At 74.0% G+C, this 16,333-nt stretch carries 17 protein-coding genes; 13 read left to right on the top strand and 4 right to left on the bottom strand.

The window, feature by feature from the left end:
• The first annotated feature begins 3 nt into the window (after positions 1-3).
• Together ACFWYM_RS18745 and ACFWYM_RS18740 are read left to right on the top strand one after the other, a co-directional pair.
• A complete protein-coding gene (locus ACFWYM_RS18745) occupies positions 4-1,050 on the top strand; it encodes a FecCD family ABC transporter permease (protein ID WP_384837770.1) in 1,047 nt (348 codons plus the stop codon).
• Positions 1,047-1,865, top strand: a complete 819-nt coding sequence (locus tag ACFWYM_RS18740) for an ABC transporter ATP-binding protein (RefSeq protein ID WP_384837767.1) — start codon at positions 1,047-1,049, stop codon at positions 1,863-1,865. Before ACFWYM_RS18745 ends, ACFWYM_RS18740 begins: the two co-directional genes overlap by 4 nt.
• Before the next feature lie 64 nt (positions 1,866-1,929).
• On the opposite strand, the gene ACFWYM_RS18735 is transcribed toward ACFWYM_RS18740, so the two are convergent.
• Positions 1,930-2,583 (bottom strand): hypothetical protein, encoded by a 654-nt coding sequence (locus tag ACFWYM_RS18735; RefSeq protein ID WP_384837764.1) that lies wholly within the window; start codon positions 2,581-2,583, stop codon positions 1,930-1,932.
• A gap of 108 nt (positions 2,584-2,691) precedes the next feature.
• Positions 2,692-3,441: a vWA domain-containing protein gene (locus ACFWYM_RS18730; protein WP_384837761.1), complete on the bottom strand. Its 750-nt coding sequence runs from the start codon at positions 3,439-3,441 to the stop codon at positions 2,692-2,694.
• Positions 3,442-3,532: 91 nt separating this feature from the next.
• On the opposite strand from ACFWYM_RS18730, the gene ACFWYM_RS18725 reads away from it, so the two are divergent.
• The 4 genes from ACFWYM_RS18725 to ACFWYM_RS18710 all read left to right on the top strand — a co-directional run bounded on the left by ACFWYM_RS18725 (position 3,533) and on the right by ACFWYM_RS18710 (position 8,119).
• A complete protein-coding gene (locus ACFWYM_RS18725) occupies positions 3,533-5,086 on the top strand; it encodes an MFS transporter (protein WP_384837758.1) in 1,554 nt (517 codons plus the stop codon).
• Between the two features lie 46 nt (positions 5,087-5,132).
• On the top strand, positions 5,133-6,644 hold the full coding sequence (locus tag ACFWYM_RS18720) for a DHA2 family efflux MFS transporter permease subunit (protein ID WP_384837755.1): 1,512 nt from the start codon (positions 5,133-5,135) through the stop codon (positions 6,642-6,644).
• Between the two features lie 65 nt (positions 6,645-6,709).
• Positions 6,710-7,552 (top strand): class I SAM-dependent methyltransferase, encoded by an 843-nt coding sequence (locus ACFWYM_RS18715; protein WP_384838053.1) that lies wholly within the window; start codon positions 6,710-6,712, stop codon positions 7,550-7,552.
• Between the two features lie 93 nt (positions 7,553-7,645).
• Complete coding sequence (locus tag ACFWYM_RS18710; RefSeq protein ID WP_384837752.1) at positions 7,646-8,119, top strand: carboxymuconolactone decarboxylase family protein; 474 nt, start codon at positions 7,646-7,648, stop codon at positions 8,117-8,119.
• A 62-nt stretch (positions 8,120-8,181) separates the two neighbouring features.
• Here ACFWYM_RS18710 and ACFWYM_RS18705 read toward each other — a convergent pair whose 3' ends face one another.
• Entirely contained in the window at positions 8,182-8,649 is a 468-nt protein-coding gene (locus tag ACFWYM_RS18705) for a GNAT family N-acetyltransferase (protein ID WP_384837749.1), read from the bottom strand.
• A gap of 272 nt (positions 8,650-8,921) precedes the next feature.
• Between ACFWYM_RS18705 and hemC the strand changes: the two genes are divergently transcribed.
• Positions 8,922-9,857, top strand: coding sequence for a hydroxymethylbilane synthase (gene hemC, locus ACFWYM_RS18700; RefSeq protein ID WP_384837746.1), 936 nt, complete (start codon positions 8,922-8,924; stop codon positions 9,855-9,857).
• A gap of 24 nt (positions 9,858-9,881) precedes the next feature.
• Here hemC and ACFWYM_RS18695 read toward each other — a convergent pair whose 3' ends face one another.
• Complete coding sequence (locus ACFWYM_RS18695) at positions 9,882-10,748, bottom strand: LysR family transcriptional regulator (protein WP_384837742.1); 867 nt, start codon at positions 10,746-10,748, stop codon at positions 9,882-9,884.
• Between the two features lie 362 nt (positions 10,749-11,110).
• On the opposite strand from ACFWYM_RS18695, the gene ACFWYM_RS18690 reads away from it, so the two are divergent.
• From ACFWYM_RS18690 to ACFWYM_RS18665, 6 genes are all read left to right on the top strand, one after another.
• Positions 11,111-11,962, top strand: a complete 852-nt coding sequence (locus ACFWYM_RS18690; RefSeq protein ID WP_384838050.1) for a DMT family transporter — start codon at positions 11,111-11,113, stop codon at positions 11,960-11,962.
• 31 nt (positions 11,963-11,993) lie between these two features.
• Complete coding sequence (locus ACFWYM_RS18685; protein ID WP_384837739.1) at positions 11,994-12,527, top strand: adenylate kinase; 534 nt, start codon at positions 11,994-11,996, stop codon at positions 12,525-12,527.
• Between the two features lie 209 nt (positions 12,528-12,736).
• The gene (locus tag ACFWYM_RS18680) at positions 12,737-13,501 is read left to right on the top strand and encodes an ABC transporter ATP-binding protein (protein ID WP_384837736.1); all 765 of its coding nucleotides are present in this window, start codon (positions 12,737-12,739) and stop codon (positions 13,499-13,501) included.
• Complete coding sequence (locus ACFWYM_RS18675; protein ID WP_384837733.1) at positions 13,498-14,304, top strand: ABC transporter permease; 807 nt, start codon at positions 13,498-13,500, stop codon at positions 14,302-14,304. The genes ACFWYM_RS18680 and ACFWYM_RS18675 overlap by 4 nt, the downstream gene beginning before the upstream one ends.
• A gap of 14 nt (positions 14,305-14,318) precedes the next feature.
• Positions 14,319-15,659 (top strand): sensor histidine kinase, encoded by a 1,341-nt coding sequence (locus ACFWYM_RS18670; RefSeq protein ID WP_384837730.1) that lies wholly within the window; start codon positions 14,319-14,321, stop codon positions 15,657-15,659.
• Positions 15,660-15,686: 27 nt separating this feature from the next.
• Complete coding sequence (locus ACFWYM_RS18665; RefSeq protein ID WP_384837727.1) at positions 15,687-16,331, top strand: LuxR C-terminal-related transcriptional regulator; 645 nt, start codon at positions 15,687-15,689, stop codon at positions 16,329-16,331.
• Positions 16,332-16,333 lie beyond the last annotated feature (2 nt).

The raw sequence follows: 16,333 nt of genomic DNA, 5'->3' as shown, positions 1-16,333 counted from the left end.
GCCATGGCGGTCGTCCGTGAACGGCGCGCCTCGCTGCGCCCGCTCCTCGTGTTCGGCGTGCTCTGCGCCCTCCTCGCCGTCGCCGTCCTGGTGTCCATCGGCGTCGGCTCGGTGTCCGTGCCGGCCGGCCAGACGTGGCTGATCATCCGCGACCATCTGGGCCTCGGCTCGTACGCCGGGGATCCGGTGCGGGCGCAGATCGTCTGGGAGTTCCGCATGCCCCGGGTGCTGCTCGCCGCGCTCGCGGGGGCCGGGCTCGCGGTGGCGGGGGTGGTGCTGCAGGCCGTCGTCGCCAACCCTCTCGCCGACCCCTATGTGCTGGGGGTCTCCTCGGGGGCCTCGTTCGGGGCGGTGCTCGTGCTCACCCTGGCCTCGGGCACGCTGGGCGGGCTCGGGGTGTCGTCGGCGGCGTTCGCGGGGGCGGTGGGGGCGGTGGCCCTCGTCTTCCTGCTCGGGCGGCGGGGCGGGCGCCTTGCGCCGACGCGGCTCGTGCTGTCCGGGGTGGCGGTCGGCTATCTGCTCCTGGCCGCGACGAGCTATCTGCAGCTGCGGGCCACACCCAACGAGCTGCGCGCGGTGATGTTCTGGATGCTCGGCAGCGTCGCGGGCGCACAGTGGCGTCAACTCCCCGTTGTCGCCTGCGTGGTGACGGTCTCCACGGCGCTCCTCGTCCTGTACGGGCGGCGCCTGAACGCGCTGCTCGCCGGGGAGGAGTCGGCGACCGCGCTCGGCGTGGATGTACACCGGCTGCGGGCGGTGCTGCTCCTCCTCTCCTCGCTCCTGACGGGCACGGTCATCGCGGTCGCGGGCGGCATCGGCTTCGTCGGCCTGATGGTCCCGCACCTCGTGCGCCTCGCCCTCGGCGCCGACCACCGCCGTCTGCTGCCGCTGTCCGCGGTGTCCGGGGCCCTGTACCTGGTCCTGGTCGACCTCCTCTCCCGGACCGTCGACCGCCCCAACGAACTGCCGCTCGGCATCCTCACGGCACTGTTCGGGGCGCCCTTCTTCCTGTGGCTGCTGCGCCGCAACAAGAGTCTGGACTCGGCATGAAGGACGTACGGGGCACGCATCTGCCCACCGACCACCGCACCACTCTCACGGTCACGGACCTGTGCGTCTCCCTCTCCCGCACCCCGATCCTGCACCATGTGTCGGTGCGCGCGGAGCCCGGCGCGATCGTGGGGATCGTCGGCCCCAACGGCAGTGGAAAGTCCACCCTGTTGAGGTCCGTGTACCGCTCGCTGCGGCCGGACGCGGGCGCGGTCCTGGTGGGCGGCGACGACATCTGGTCGCTCTCCGCCCGCGCGGCCGCCCGGCGCACCGCGGCCGTCCTCCAGGACCCCTCGGGCAGCCCGGCGGGCCTGACCGTCACGGAGGCCGTGGCCCTCGGCCGCACCCCGCACCACGGGCTGCTCGGCCGCGAGGGTGCGCGGGACCGCGCGGCCGTCGACGACGCACTGGACCGGACCGGCGTACGGGAGCTGGCCGACCGCGAGCTGACCACGCTCTCCGGCGGCCAGCGCCAACGGGTGCTGCTCGCCCGTGCGTTGGCGCAGCGCCCCGGCCTCCTCGTCCTCGACGAGCTGACCAACCACCTCGACGTCCGGGCCCGCTTCGAACTGCTCGGCCTGATCCGGTCCACCGGCACGACGACGCTCGCCGTCCTGCACGACCTGGACCTGGCGGCCCGGCTCTGCGACGAGCTGGTGGTGCTGCACGAAGGGCGGGCCACCGCGGCGGGCCCCGCCCTCGACGTGCTCACCCGCGGCCTGCTGCGCGACGTGTTCGGCGTCAACGCCTCGGCGGCACGGGGCGCGGACGGCGTCGTCCGCCTCACGTATGCGGCGGATCCGCTGGCTTTGTAGAGCGGTTGACGTGCGGAGGGAGGACATGCGGCGACGCATGCGCCGCACGCGGGGACGGCGCGCGTCACCGGGTTCCCGGCACTCCACCCCGCAGCCTGCGCCGCGCGCCCTCCACGAGCGCATACGTGGCGGCAGGGGTCCGCCCGAGCATCGCCGCCGCGTCGTCGAGCGCCACCGCGAACAGGTCGTGCAGCAGGAACGCGAGGCGCTCCGGGGCGGGCAGGGTCTCGAGGACGACGAAGAGGGCGAGAACAAAGGAGTCACGACCGGCACCCGCCTCGCGCCCGGAACCCACCTCGGAACCGACCTCGGGCCCAGGCCCCGTCCGGAAACCTGCCTCGGGCCCAGGCCCCGTCCATGGACCCGCCTCAGACCCAAGCCCCGTCCACGGACCCGCCTCAGGCCCCGGGCCCGCCTGGGGCCCCACCTCGGAATCCGCCTCGGCGCCCGCCCCCGGTCCCGGCTCTCTCTGTCCCGCGGCACCCCGCACCCGCAGCCGCCGCACGCACGCTCGCCCCACCTCCGCCGTCAGCCACAGGTCGAGGCCGGTCTCCCGGCCGAGCCTCTCCCGCGCTGTCGTCAGGGCCGCGTCGGCCGCCTCCGGGGAGCCCAGGAAGCGCTGGGCCAGTGCCCGCAGCCGGGGTTCGTCCCGCTCGAACTCCCGTATCCGCCATGGCTGTCTGTCCCGCACCCCGTCCCGCACAGTCCGCTCGTCCACCGGTCACGTCCCCGTCCCTCACGGCGCCGGCACCCGCCTCCGGCAGCCTCCTGCCACGTAGACGCGGCAGCCTCCCCAGATGTGACGTGGCCGTCCCGCGCGGCCGTGTCAGGGAGCGATCCCCTGGGCGCGCGCCGCCGCGAGCCAGCTGGGGAACTCGCCCAGGAGGCTGTCGTACAGCGCGTCGTCGGACAGGGCGCGCGGGTCGCGGCCCGCGTGGAAGAAGCCCGCGTTGTCGACGACGCGCTTCGCGGGGACGGCGAGGTCGTCGAGCTTGTGCAGGAAGCGGAACTCGTTGTCGTCGGGGTCTCCGAAGCCGATGAACTGCCAGAACAGGGGCAGCCGCGCGGCCTTGCACAGATAGCGCTCGGCCGCGGCCCTGCTGGTGGGGCCGCCGTCGGTCTGGAAGACGACCAGAGCGGGGGCCCGGCTCCCCGAGTCGAGGTAGTGGTCCAGGACGGCGTCCATCGCCCAGTGGTAGTTGGTCCGCCCCATGTGCCCGAGGGAGGCGTGCAGCTTCGCGATGCGGTCGCGGTAGTTGGAGAGGTCGAGGTCGGCGGCGCCGTCGACGTCCGTGCTGAAGAAGGTCAGCGGCACGGTGCCGTCGTCGTCCAGGTGCGCGGCCAGGCCCAGGATCTGCTCGGCGAGGTGCTGCACCGTGCCGTCGCGGTAGAACTCGCGCATCGAGCCGGACCGGTCGAGGACCAGGTAGACGGCCGCGCGGGCCCCTTCGAGCGCGTGCTTGCGCAGGCTGACGGCGGCGCTCTTGTAGAGGTTCACCAGGCCCGGAGCCTGGCGCTCCACCTTGGTCAGGCTGATGGCGGGGGCGGAGGCGGGCACGCGGTCGTTCGGAGGCACCCCGCAAGAGTGCCAGGTCGCGGCCCCCGGGGACTACGCCTAACGTGTGACGGGGGCGGCTCGTGCGACCCGGGGGGTCTGGAGGCCACCGATGGACCGAGCGCCCGCGCCCGAACCGGGACAGGAAGGCGTCACCGCCGCCGCCCCGGCCATGACCGGCACGCCCCCCGGCACCGTCGCCCCGCCGCAGTCCACCGGCGGGAAGCACGAGCACCGCTGGCTGATCCTCGCCGTCGTCGGCGTCGCCCAGCTCATGGTCGTCCTCGACGCGACCATCGTGAACATCGCCCTGCCCTCGGCCCAGCGGGACCTCGGGTTCAGCGACGGCAACCGGCAGTGGATCGTCACCGCGTACGCCCTCGCCTTCGGCAGCCTGCTGCTGCTCGGCGGGCGCATCGCCGACCTCGTCGGCCGCAAGGTCGTCTTCATCGCGGGCCTCGCCGGGTTCGCGGCCGCCTCCGCCCTCGGCGGCGCGGCGACCAGCTTCACCATGCTCGTGGTGGCCCGCGCCCTCCAGGGCGTGTTCGGTGCGCTGCTCGCGCCCGCCGCGCTGTCCCTGCTGACCACGACGTTCACCGATCCGCGCGAGCGCGCGAAGGCGTTCGGCATCTACGGCGCCATCGCGGGCGCGGGCGGCGCCGTGGGTCTGCTGCTCGGCGGCGTCCTGACCGAGTATCTGAACTGGCGCTGGTGCCTGTACGTGAACCTGGCGTTCGCCGTCGTCGCGATGATCGGCGGGGCCCGGCTGCTGCACGCGGGCGCCCCCGCAGACCGGCCGAAGCTCGACGTGCCGGGCACGCTGCTCGTGTCGGCGGGGCTCTTCTGCATCGTCTACGGGTTCAGCAACGCCGAGACGCACGCCTGGAGCGACGTACAGACCTGGGGCTTCCTGGTGGTCGGCGCGGTGCTGCTCGTCGCGTTCGCGTGGTGGCAGACGCGGGCCGTGCATCCGCTGCTGCCGCTGCGGGTGGTGCTGGACCGGGACCGGGGCGCCTCGTTCCTGGCGATGTTCATCTCCGGTGCGGGCATGTTCGGCGTCTTCCTCTTCCTCACCTACTACTTGCAGCAGATCCTCGGGTATACGCCGGTCAAGACGGGCCTCGCCTTCCTGCCGATGGTCGCCGTGATGGTGGTGGTCTCGGTGATCACGACCAACAATCTGGTGCCGCGCCTCGGGGCCAAGCCCATCGTGCCGCTCGGCATGGGGCTCGCGGCCGCCTCCATGGTGTGGTTCACCGCCCTTGATCTGACCAGCAGTTACCCGGCGCATGTGCTGCCGCCGCTGCTCGTCGCGGGCGCCGGGCTCGGCCTGGTCTTCGCACCGGGGATGAGCATGGCGACCGCCGGGGTCGCCGCGCACGACGCGGGTGTGGCCTCCGCGATGGTCAACACCAGCCAGCAGGTGGGCGGTTCGATCGGCACGGCCCTGCTCAACACGCTCGCCACCAGCGCGGCCACCAACTACCTCGTGGGCAAGCAGCCGTCGCCGGACCTCCAGGCCCGGGCGGCGATGCAGAGCTACTCGACGGCGTACTGGTGGTCGGCCCTCTTCTTCGCGATCGGCCTCGTCGTCACGGTCGTCCTGTACCGCAGGGGCGCCCCGGCCCACTCGGCCGACGCGGGCGGCGGCGCGGTGCACATGTAGCGAGTGAGTGCGAGGAGACCCGTACACCGAGGAGACCCGTACACCCATGAACTCCGCGGCCGCAGACGTCGGTTCACCGGCCGCCGCCGGGGTGGCCCTCGCCTCCGCGCGCGGCCGCTGGGTGCTGGCCTGCGCGGTCCTCGCCTCGGGCATGGCACTCCTGGACGGCACCGTCATCAACGTCGCGCTGCCCACGCTCGGCCGTGACCTGGACGCCTCGCTGTCGGCGCTGCAGTGGGTGGTCAACGCGTACATGCTCACGCTCTCCGCGCTGCTGCTGCTCGGCGGGGCGCTCGGGGACCGCTTCGGGCGGCGCCGGGTGCTCGTCGTGGGGGTGGTGTGGTTCGCGCTCGCCTCGGCTGCGTGCGGGCTCGCCCAGAACGTGGGCATGCTCATCGCGGCCCGCGCCCTGCAGGGCGTCGGCGGGGCGCTTCTGACCCCGGGCTCCCTCGCGCTCGTACGGTCGTCGTTCCGCCCGCGCGACCAGGCGAAGGCGGTGGGCGCGTGGTCGGGGCTCGGCGGGGTGGCGGGCGCGGTGGGGCCGTTCCTCGGGGGCTGGCTGATCGACGGGCCCGGCTGGCGCTGGATCTTCCTCATCAACATCCCGCTGGCGGCCCTGGTGCTGTTCGGGGCCCGCCATGTCCCGGAGAGCCGCGACGAGTCGGCGGCCGACCGCCCCTTCGACGTGCTCGGCGCGGTCCTCGGTGCGCTCTGCCTCGCGGGCATCAGCTTCGCGCTGGTCGGCGCGTCGGGCGACGCACCCGCAACAGCCGCTGTCCCAGGGGCAGTCGGCCTCCTCTCGGGCATCGCCTTCATCCTGGCGGAGCGCCGCCGCACCAACCCCATGCTGCCCCTGAGCCTGTTCCGCTCCTCGCTCTTCTCCGCCGCGAACCTCATGACGCTCTGCCTGTACGCGGCCATCGGCGGCATCCTGTTCATGCTCCCGGTCCAGCTGCAGACGACCCTCGGCTACGACGCCCTGCGCGCGGGTACGGCGACGCTCCCCATCACGGTCCTGATGCTCCTGCTCTCGGCCCCCGCGGGCGCCCTGGCCACCCGCCTGGGCCCCCGGCTCCCCCTCACTCTCGGCCCGCTCGTCGCCGCGGCCGGCGTCCTGCTCCTGCTCCGCGTCGGCCCCGACTCCTCGTACGTGACGGACGTCCTGCCGGCCGTCGTCGTCCTGGGCCTGGGCATGAGCACCTTCGTGGCGCCGCTGACGGCCACGGTCCTGGCCTCGGTCGACGCGAGCCGCGCGGGCCTGGCCAGCGGCGTCAACAACACGGCGGCCCGCATCGCCCAACTCCTGGTCGTCGCGGCGCTCCCGCTGGCGGTCGGCCTCTCCGGCACGGCGTACGCGGACCCGGTCGCCCTCAACACCTCCTTCCACCGGGCGGCGTTCGGCTGCGCGTCCCTCTTCGCCCTGGCGGCCCTGGCAGCGGCCGTGTTCGTACGCCCCACCCCGGAGCAGTGGCACGGCGACCCGGGCAACGCACCGCAGTGCACGTCCCATCTGGGCGTGCAGGCGCCGCCGTTGGAGCCGGGAGGTGAGCGGGGGTGACGACGGCTTGCGCCCCGTATCGTCGGGTCGGTCGTCGATGCAGTCGTGGACAGGTGGTGACGGGCGTGGTGGCCGGGTGGGAGTGGGACGAGAGTCTGTTCGCGGGGACGGCCGCCTATTACCGGCGTGGGCGGTTGCCCTATGCGCCCGGGCTCGCGGAGGTGCTCGCCGGGGTGCTCGGGCTCGACGGGCGGGGGCGGCTCCTCGACGTGGGGTGCGGGCCCGGCACGGTCGGGCTGACGCTCGTGGACCGCTTCGGTGAGGTCGTCGGCGTGGACCCGGACGCCGGGATGATCGAGGAGGCCGTGCGCGCGGCGGCCGCGCAAGGGGTCGCCGGGAAGACCCGGTGGGTGCGGGCGCGGGCCGAGGAACTGCCCTCTGGGCTCGGCGAGTTCACCGTGGCGACCCTCGCCCAGTCCTTCCACTGGATGGACCGCGCGCTGGTGGCGGCGACCGTACGGGACATGCTGCGGCCCGGTGGTGCCCTGGTACACATCTCCGACGCCAAGGAGGATCCGCCGGCCGCCGGGGGCGCACTGCCGTGGCCGGTGGTTCCGTATGAGGCGGTCCAGGAGCTGGTCGTCCGCCACCTGGGGCCGGTGCGGCGGGCGGGCCGCGGGGTGCTGCCGCAGGGAACGCCCGGCGGCGAGGAGGAGTACTACGCGCGGGCGAGGTTCGCCGGGCCCGAGCGCCATGTCGTCCCCGGCGGGGAGGAGTTGGTGCGCACCGCCGACGACGTCGTGGCGTGGGTGTTCTCCCTGTCGTCCGCGGCCCCGCACCTGTTCGGCGCCGGCCTCCCCGCCTTCGAGTCGGAGCTGCGCCACCTGCTGAGCGATGCCTCACCCGCGGGCCGCTTCTCCGAACGCGGGCCGGGAACCGAGGTCGTCGTCTGGCGGAAGGCCCCGTGACGAGACGCGCGTCACACCCCTCCCCGTGTCACATTCCGGCGAGGTCGTTCCGTCCTAGGTGTGTAGCCAACAGGAACGACCAAGGAGTGGGTCATGGAACCCCGTCTGAACCTCTTCGAGAACGCGGTCATCGGCAAGACCCTCAAGCACTTCATCGCGGCCAACAAGGCGATCGTGGGCTCGGCGCTGCCGACCGCGACGCAGGAGCTGGTGAAGATCCGGGCCAGCCAGATCAACGGCTGCGCCGGCTGCCTCGACATGCACACCAAGGACGCCGTGGCCGCCGGTGAGACCTCCGTGCGGCTCAACCTGGTCGCGGCCTGGCGCGAGGCCAAGGTCTTCACCGACGCCGAGCGCGCCGCCCTGGAGCTGGCCGAGGAGGGCACCCGCATCGCCGACGCGGCGGGCGGCGTCAGCGACGAGGTGTGGGCGAACGCCGCCAAGCACTACGACGAGGACCAGCTCGCCGCCCTGGTGGCGCTCATCGCCCTCATCAACACCTTCAACCGCGTGAACGTCATCACCCAGCAGCCCGCGGGCGACTACCAGCCCGGCATGTTCGACTAGCCGACCGGTCAGCGGGCCAGCCGGCCGGTCGGGGGACAGCCGGGTGGCCGCGCGGTCGGACGTCAGACGGACGCGGACGTGTCGGTTCCGCTCTCCCTCACGAAGAGCGTGACCGACACCGTCTCGCGGAAGCCGTTGCGCCGCATCAGCCCGGCCGACGCGGTGTTGCGCGACTCCACGTCCGTGACGACGGCGGTCGCGCCCGCCTCCGTGAGCGCCGCGACGCACGCCTGGACCAGCCGGGTGGCGATGCCCTGCCCCTGGTACGCGGGGGCGCTGGCGATCCACTCCAGGTTCCCCCAGTCCGTGCGCTGGTCGAACCCCATCGAGCCGAGCACGAACCCGGCCACGCGCTCCCCGTCGAGCGCCACCCGGCACGCCGAGCCCGCACCGTCCATGTGCGCGGCGATCGCGGACAGCGACCAGGACGTGTACGGCTTCACCGTCGTGTCGTACACCTCGTGGCCGAGTTCGAGGACGTCGGCCAGGTGGGCGGCGGTCATCGGGGCGAGGGTGATGGGGCTGGACACCGGGAGCCTCCCAGGCGGCGGGCAGCGGGCGGAGCGAGCGCTCAGGGGCGCGGGCGGGTTCACGGTAAGGGGACTTGGGGGCGCGCGCATTTCGGGGCGGCGGGCCCCCGGTGCCGCACGCCTGCCCTACGACGAGCCGGGCGCCTGTCGTACGGCCGGCCGCAGGGCTTGTCGTACGGTCTGCAATCCCCTTGATCCATACGCCCGTTGACGCCCCACCGGTGTGCAAGTGAATGCGGAGAGCGCGCCCCGGAGGACTTATGGTGGAGCGCATGTCTGCCCCTGAACTGATCCGCATCGTCTCCCGTTCCTCCCCCATGGCGCTGGCCCAGGTGGAGCGGGTGCGGGCCGAACTGGGTGCGCTGCACCCGGGAATCCGTACCGAGGTCGTGCCCGTGACGACGTCCGGTGACCGCTGGATGGGTGACCTCTCGAAGCTCGGCGGCAAGGGCGCCTTCACCAAGGAGGTCGACGCCGCGCTGCTCGCCGGGGAGGCGGACCTCGCGGTGCACTGCGTCAAGGACGTCCCGGCCGACCGGCCGCTGCCCGCGGGCACCACGTTCGCCGCGTTCCTGAAGCGGGACGACATCCGCGACGCGCTCATCCACCCGGGCGGGCTGACCCTGGACGAGCTTCCGGCGGGCACCCGCATCGGCACGTCGTCGGTGCGCCGCATCGCCCAACTCGCCGCCTCCCACCCCGAGTTGGAGTGCGTGCCGATGCGCGGCAACGCGGGCCGCCGGATGGAGAAGCTGGCTGCGGGCGACGCGGACGCGCTGCTCCTCGCCATGTCGGGACTGGAGCGCATCGACCGGCTCGACGTGGTCAGCGAGGTCCTTTCGGTGGAGGCGATGTGCCCGCCGATCGGCGCCGGGGTCCTCGCGCTGCAGTGCCGCGAGGACGACACCGAGACCATCGACGCGGTGACGGGCCTCGGCGACCCGGACGCCTGGCGGGAGGCGACCGCCGAGCGCATGTTCCTGCACGTCCTGCAGGGCCACTGCAACTCCCCCATCGCCGGGTACGCCCGCGCCGAGCGCGGCGGCGACCTCTCGCTGCGGGCCCGCGTGTTCACGCCGGACGGCAAGACGGTCCTCAACGCCCACGAGTGGGCGGGCCCCCTGGACCCGGCGACCCTCGGCACATCGGTGGCGGTCACGCTGCTGCGCCAGGGCGCCCGCGACCTCATCGACGGCATCCCGCACTGAGCGACTGGCCCTCCCGCTGAGCGGCTACCCCTCCTGCCCGGCCCCGTAGATGTCGTGCGCCAGGGCCACCAGGTCCGGGATGGCCGGGTGGCCGACGCCCTCGCGCCAGGCCAGGACGACGGGCACGGTGGGGGCGCCCGCGAGGGGCCGGTAGATCAGCGACGGGTGCGCGTGGTTGCTCGCGGTGGCCGAGGTGGAGACGCCCACGGCCCGGCCCGCCGCGATGGCGATGAGCCACTCGTCGGTGTTGGTCACCTCGAGGGTCGCGGCGGGGCGTGCCGTCGGCGGCCACAGGTCGAGGGTCGTGGTGCCGGACACGGTGTTGATCGCGATGGGGTGCGCCACGAGGTCCGCCAGGGTGACCCGCGGGAGCGCCGCGAGCGGGCTGTCCGCGGCCATGACGACCACCCGCTCCTCGTACAGGAGCGGTTCCGTGCGCAGCCCGGGCGAGGTGACGGCGCCGCGCAGCAGCGCCGCGTCGACCTTCCCGCGGGTGAGCCCGGCCGTGCGGTCGTCGACGCGGAGCAGCTCCAGCGGGGTGCCGGGGCGGGTCTCGTCCCAGCGGCGCAGCAGCGGGACCGTGCGGTCGCCGAACGCCGCCCAGGTGTGGCCGAGCCGCAGCGGCCAGCTCTTGAGGCCCCTGGGGTCGAGGGCCGTCTCCACGGCGGCGAGCGCGGCGGCGGCCTTGTCGCGGAACGTCTCCCCCTCGGCGGTCAGCTCCAGGTGGTGCGTGGAGCGGTCGACGAGCCGGGTGCCCAGGTGGTCCTCGAGCTGGCGCAGGGTGCGGGAGAGCGCGGGCTGGCCCAGGTGGAGGCGGGTGGCGGCGCGGGTGATGGCGCCCTCCTCGGCGATGGCGAGGAAGGCCCGCAGATGACGCAGCTCGATGGTCATGCCTACGGAGCATAACGGCAGTGGAATAGGCATTTCACGCGGCGGGCGTGGGTTCCTAGCGTGGGGGCATGACCTCCACGTCGCACCGCTCGTCCCCGGCGCACAACACCCCTGCGGGACGGACCGCTTCGGCGCCTTCGACCCCTCCAGCCCCTTCGGCCCCGGCACAGTCCGCCGTGGCCCTGGCGGCAACCGCCTCCGCCCCGGCGACGCCCACCGCCGTGCCGACGGGGACGGGCCCCGCCGCCCCGACCGCGACCACCACCGCCCCGGCCGACACCCCCTCCGTCCCGACGAGCACCGGCCCCACCCCCGCCGCAGCCACCCCCGCCGCGGCCACCGCCACCCCGGCGGGCGCCGTCCTGCGGCGCGCCCCCGGCCGCGGCTCCCTCACCGGCGTCGGCCTGGTCCTGGCCGGGACGCTGTCCGTGCAGTTCGGGTCGGCCTTCGCCGCGCTGCTGTTCCCCCGCGCCGGAGCGCTCGGCACGGTCGCGCTGCGCATCGCGTTCGCCGCCGTGCTGCTGCTGGTCGTGGCGCGGCCCCGGCTGCGCGGGTACGCGCGCGCCGACTGGGCCGTGGTCTGCGGCTTCGGTCTCGCGCTCGGGGGCATGAACAGCCTCTTCTACCAGGCGATCGACCGGATCCCGCTGGGTGCGGCCGTCACCTTGGAGGTGCTCGGGCCGCTGCTGCTCTCGGTGGTCACCTCGCGCCGCGCCGCCAGCCTGCTGTGGGCGGGGCTCGCGCTCGCCGGGGTGTATCTGCTCGGCAGTGACGGATTCGGCAGCCTGAACGTGGCGGGGGTGGCCTTCGCCCTCGGCGCCGGGGCGATGTGGGCCGCGTACATCGTGTTCAACTCCCGTGCGGGCGCCCGCTTCCCGCGCCTGGACGGCCTGGCCATCGCGATGTCGGTGGCCGCCCTGGTCACGCTGCCGCTCGGCATCGGCGCGGCGGGCGCCACGCTGCTCGAACCGGCGGTGCTCGGGCTCGGCCTGGCCATCGCCGTGGTGAGTTCGGGGGTGCCCTACACCCTGGAGCTGCTCGCGCTGCGGCGGCTGCCCGCGCCGACGTTCGCGGTCCTGACGTGCCTCGCGCCCGCCGTCGCCGCCCTCGCGGGCTTCCTCGTCCTCGGCCAGGGGCTGACGCTGCCACAGTGCGCGGCGATCGCGATGGTGGTCGCGGCCAGCGCGGGTGCGGTCCGTACGGGCGGACGCTGACGCTGACGCTCACGCCGTAGGGTGGGCGGCCATGCGACGGATCTTGGTGGTGGGTGTCACGGGCGCGGGCAAGTCCACGCTCGCCCGCGCCGTGGGCGAGCGACTGGGCCTGCCGTACCACGAGATGGACGCGCTGTACTTCACCGGGCCCGGCTGGGCGGTGAACGACCGGCTGGCCGAAACGGTGGCACGCCTGACGGCCGAGGACCGCTGGGTCATGGACTCGCTCGGCGCCCCTGAGGTCCGCGACCTGATGTGGGAGCGGGCCAACACCGTCGTCTGGCTCGACTACCCGCGCCGCGTGATCATGCCCCGCGTCCTGCGCCGCTCGCTCCGCCGCACGGCCACCCGCGAGCGCGTCTTCGGCGGCAACCGGGAGACCTGGTCGGAGTGGCTGACCTCCGACCACCCGGCGTGGTCGGCCTGGTCCCAGTACGCGAGCCGCCGCCGCACCCTGGCCGAACGGACCCGCGACCCCCGCTTCGCCCCGCTCACCACCCTGCGCCTCGCCCGCCCCGACGAGACGGCGGCCTGGCTGGCCGCACTGCCCGGCGAGCGCTCCTAGGTCCGTCAAGTCCCTCACATGGTCCGGGAACCACCACTGGCCGCACGGGCCCGGTGCGGGACCGGTCCGGGCCCGGCCCTCTGGGGGATATCCCCCACCGCAGGACGGAGGAAAGCCTCGTTCCGCCGCTGACCTGCGGGTTCTAGCGTGAAAGTGCAGTGACCGGAGCAGGTCAGGGGCACGCACGCAGGGACACGCAGGGAGTTGTGATGATCGAGGCCAAGGGTCTCACCAAGCGGTACGGACCCACCGTCGCCGTCGACGCGCTGAGCTTCGACGTGCGGCCGGGGGCGGTGACGGGGTTCCTCGGCCCGAACGGGTCGGGGAAGTCCACCACGATGCGCATGATCATGGGGCTGGACCGGCCCGACGCCGGGCAGGCCCGGATCAACGGCCGTCGTTACGAGGAGCTGCGCTGGCCCCTGCGGGAGGTCGGCGCGCTCCTCGAAGCCCGTACGTACCACCCCGGGCGCAGCGCCGCCGCGCATCTCGCCGCGCTCGCCGCGGGCGGCGGCATCCCGCGCGCCCGCGTCGACGCCGTCCTGGAGACCGTGGGTCTGACCGCGGCCGCGGGGCGGCGGGCGGGCGGGTTCTCGCTCGGCATGGCGCAGCGGCTCGGCATCGCCGCGGCGCTCCTCGGCGACCCCGGCGTGCTGCTCTTCGACGAGCCGGTCAACGGGCTCGACCCCGAAGGGGTCCGCTGGATCAGGGAGTTGATGAAGTCCCTGGCCGCCGAGGGCCGCACCGTGCTGCTCTCCAGCCATCTGATCAGCGAAATGGCCCTGACCGCCGACCACTTGGTGGTGATCGGCCAGGGGCGGCTGCTCGCCGACACGTCGGTGCGTGAACTCACCTCCCAGGGGCGGTCGTTGGAGGAGGCGTTCTTCGCGCTCACGTCCGGCAGCGCCGACTACCGGGGCAGCGCCGCCCCGGCGAGCGGCTACGCGAACAACCCCGAGAGGAGCGCGCGATGAGCGCCCTGAGTACCCCCGCCACCCTCGGCGCGCCCGCCACCGGGCACCACGGCTTCCGCCAGGCGGCGCGCATGGAGTGGATCAAACTCCGCACCCTGCGCTCCACGTTCTGGGCCCTGTTCCTCGTGGTGGCGGGAATGATCGCCATCGGCGTGGTCACCATGGCCAACACCAAGGCGCCGAGCGCCGACAAGGCCGCCTCGTTCGACCCGACGAACAACGTTCTCGCCGGTGTCGCGCTCGGTCAGCTCCTCATCGGTGTCCTCGGGGTCCTCCTCGTCACCGGGGAGTACTCCTCGGGCTCGATCCGGTCGACGTTCGCCGCGATCCCCGACCGGCGCACGGTGCTCGCCGCGAAGGCCGCCGTGTACGGCGGGATCACGCTCCTCGTCGGCGAGGCCGTCACCTTCGTCACGTTCTTCGCGGGGCGCGCCGCGCTCGGCGACGGGGTGCCCCGGCCCGCCATCGGCGACTCCGGCGTGCTGCGCGCACTGCTCATGTCGGGCGCGTATCTCGCCCTGATCGCACTCATCGGCATCGGCGTCGGCGCGCTCACCCGGCACACCGCGAGCGCCATCGCCGTCCTCGTCGGCATCACCTTCGTGCTGCCCGCGGTCATCGGCGGCGTCTCGGGCCCGGCCGTCGCGCAGTTCTTCCCGACGATGATCGCGGCCAACTCGCTGGCCGTCGCCAAGACCGTGCCCGACATGCTCGCGCCGTGGCCGGGCTTCCTGCTGATGTGCGGGTACGCGGTGGCGGTGCTCGGCGCGGGCGGCCGGCTGCTGGCCCGCAGGGACGCCTGAGGGAAACTGAGCCCATGCAGTCCACGCAATTCATGCAGGTCACACGCGCGGTGCTACGGGCACCCGGCTCCCGCCGGGCCTGGGCCGAGGCCGCCTACTGCCTCATCGGCTTCCCCCTCGCGGTCGCGGGCGGCGTCGTCCTCGCCGTCGTCCTCGCGCTCGGCGCCGGGTTCACGGTCTCGCTCCTCGGGGCTGTCCTCGGGCTCGGCCTGCTGGTCGCCGGGACGCTGCTCGCGCGCGGCCTCGGCGCGGCGCACCGGGGGCTCGCCGCCCGGCTGCTCGGGGAGCGGGTGCCCGCGCCGCCCGCGCCGGTCCCGGCCGGCGGTTTCATGGCGCGCCTCGACACCCGGCTGCGGGACGGCTCGGCGTGGCGCGCGGTCGCGTACGTGATGGCGAAGCTGCCTGTGGGCGCGCTCGGGATGTACGCGGTGCTGTGGTGGGCCACGGGCCTGCTGAACCTGACGGCGCCGCTGCGGTGGCTGCTGTTCGGGCACGGCAGCCCCGAGCACGGCGACGTCGGCGGAACCCCCAACTTCACGCCGTCGTTCGCGGGCGGCACCCCGCAGATCACCACGTTCCCCGGCACCTTCGCCCTGGTCGCCCTCGGCGCCGCGATCCTCCTGATCGCGCCGTGGCTGACCCGCCTCGTCGTGGGCGCCGACCGCTGGCTGCAGCACGCTCTCCTGGGGCCGGGTCAACTCGCGGAGCGCGTACGGGACTTGGAGGAGACCCGGGCGCTCGCGGTGGACGACTCGGTGGCGCTGCTGCGCCGGGTGGAGCGGGATCTGCACGACGGGGCGCAGGTGCGGCTCGTGGCGGTGGCGATGAGCCTGGACATGGTCAAGGAGCGCCTCGCCGAGAAGGACGGGGCACCGCCGCCCGACCTCGCCGGGGTGCGCAGGCTCGTCGACAGCGCCCACCTCAACGCCACCGAGGCGCTCACCGAACTCCGCGACCTGGTCCGGGGCGTGCTGCCCCCGGTCCTCGACGACGGACTGCCCGAGGCCCTCGCCACCCTGGCGTCCCGCAGCTCCGTACCGGTCGAGTACGCGGCGGACATCCCCGAGCGCCCCACCCCGGCGATCGAGACCATCGCCTACTTCTGCGCGGCCGAGCTCCTCACCAACGTCATCAAGCACAGCGGCGCCCGACGGGCCACCCTCACCGTCACCCAGCAGGACGGGGTTCTGCGCCTGCGCGTCACGGACGACGGACACGGCGGCGCCACCCTCGGCGCGGGCAGCGGACTCACCGGACTCGCCCAGCGGGTGCGCACCGTGGACGGCACCCTGGACCTCCGCAGCCCGGAAGGCGGCCCCACGGCGGTCACCGTCGAACTGCCGCCGCACGCGTGAGAACGGGCACGTGAGAGCATGCGTCCCATGCGTGTCGTGATCGCCGAGGATGCCGCCGTACTGCGGGAATTGCTGACCCAGATGCTCACCGAGCGGGGGCACGAGGTGTGCGCGTCGGTCGGCGACGCGGACACGCTGCGGGAGGCGGTGGCCGAACACCGCCCGGACGTCACCGTCGTCGACATCCGGATGCCCCCGACGCACACCGACGAGGGGCTGCGCGCCGCCATCGACATCCGCCGCGCCCACCCCGGCACGGGCGTGCTCCTCTTCTCCCAGTACGTGGAGACGAAGTACGCGACGCGGCTGCTCGCGAGCGGCTCGGCGGGCGTCGGCTATCTGCTCAAGGACCGGGTGGCGAACATCGCGGAGTTCACCGACGCCCTGCAGCGGGTCGCGGCGGGCGGCACCGCGCTCGACCCCGAGGTGGTCACCCAGCTCGCCGGGGCGGGCCGCCGCGCCGCCGAACTCGCCCCCCTCACGGACCGCGAGCGCCAGGTCCTCTCCCTGATGGCCGAGGGCCGCTCGAACGCGGCGATCGCCGAGGCCCTCGTCGTCTCGGCGGGCACGGTGGAGAAGCACGTGGCCGCGGTCTTCGACAAGCTGGGCCTGCCGTCGTCCCACGACCACAACCGCCGTGTGCTCGCGGTGATCCACTACCTGCGGACCTAGGA

Origin of the sequence: Streptomyces sp. NPDC059009, assembly GCF_042740175.1 — a bacterium.
Lineage (GTDB): Bacteria > Actinomycetota > Actinomycetes > Streptomycetales > Streptomycetaceae > Streptomyces.
Note: the sequence above shows the minus strand (reverse complement) of the source record. Positions and strands in the feature narration are given on the sequence as shown.